General features: G+C 33.9%; 1 protein-coding gene. It reads left to right on the top strand.

Annotated features, from left to right (window positions below; translation table 11 throughout):
• On the top strand, positions 1 to 230 hold a 230-nt coding region (locus tag VJI94_RS08910), incomplete at both ends, for a transposase (protein ID WP_324009119.1).

Genomic DNA, 230 nt, shown 5'->3' with positions numbered 1-230 from the left:
ACCCTATTACACAAAAAGAATTTGAGTTTATCACCAACAACAGGAGACTCAGAGCAATAACAGTAGCCAATTACTATCGCCAGAGATGGCAGATTGAAACCTTTTTTAAACGCATCAAACAAAACTATGAACTTCAATATTTTTTGGGTGATAATGCCAATGCCATTAAAATACAGATTTGGTGTGCATTGATTGCTGATCTGATTTTAAAAGTAATTAGAAAGGGTAGT

Origin of the sequence: Parvimonas sp. D9, assembly GCF_035282565.1 — a bacterium.
GTDB lineage: Bacteria > Bacillota > Clostridia > Tissierellales > Peptoniphilaceae > Parvimonas > Parvimonas micra.
Note: the sequence above shows the minus strand (reverse complement) of the source record. Positions and strands in the feature narration are given on the sequence as shown.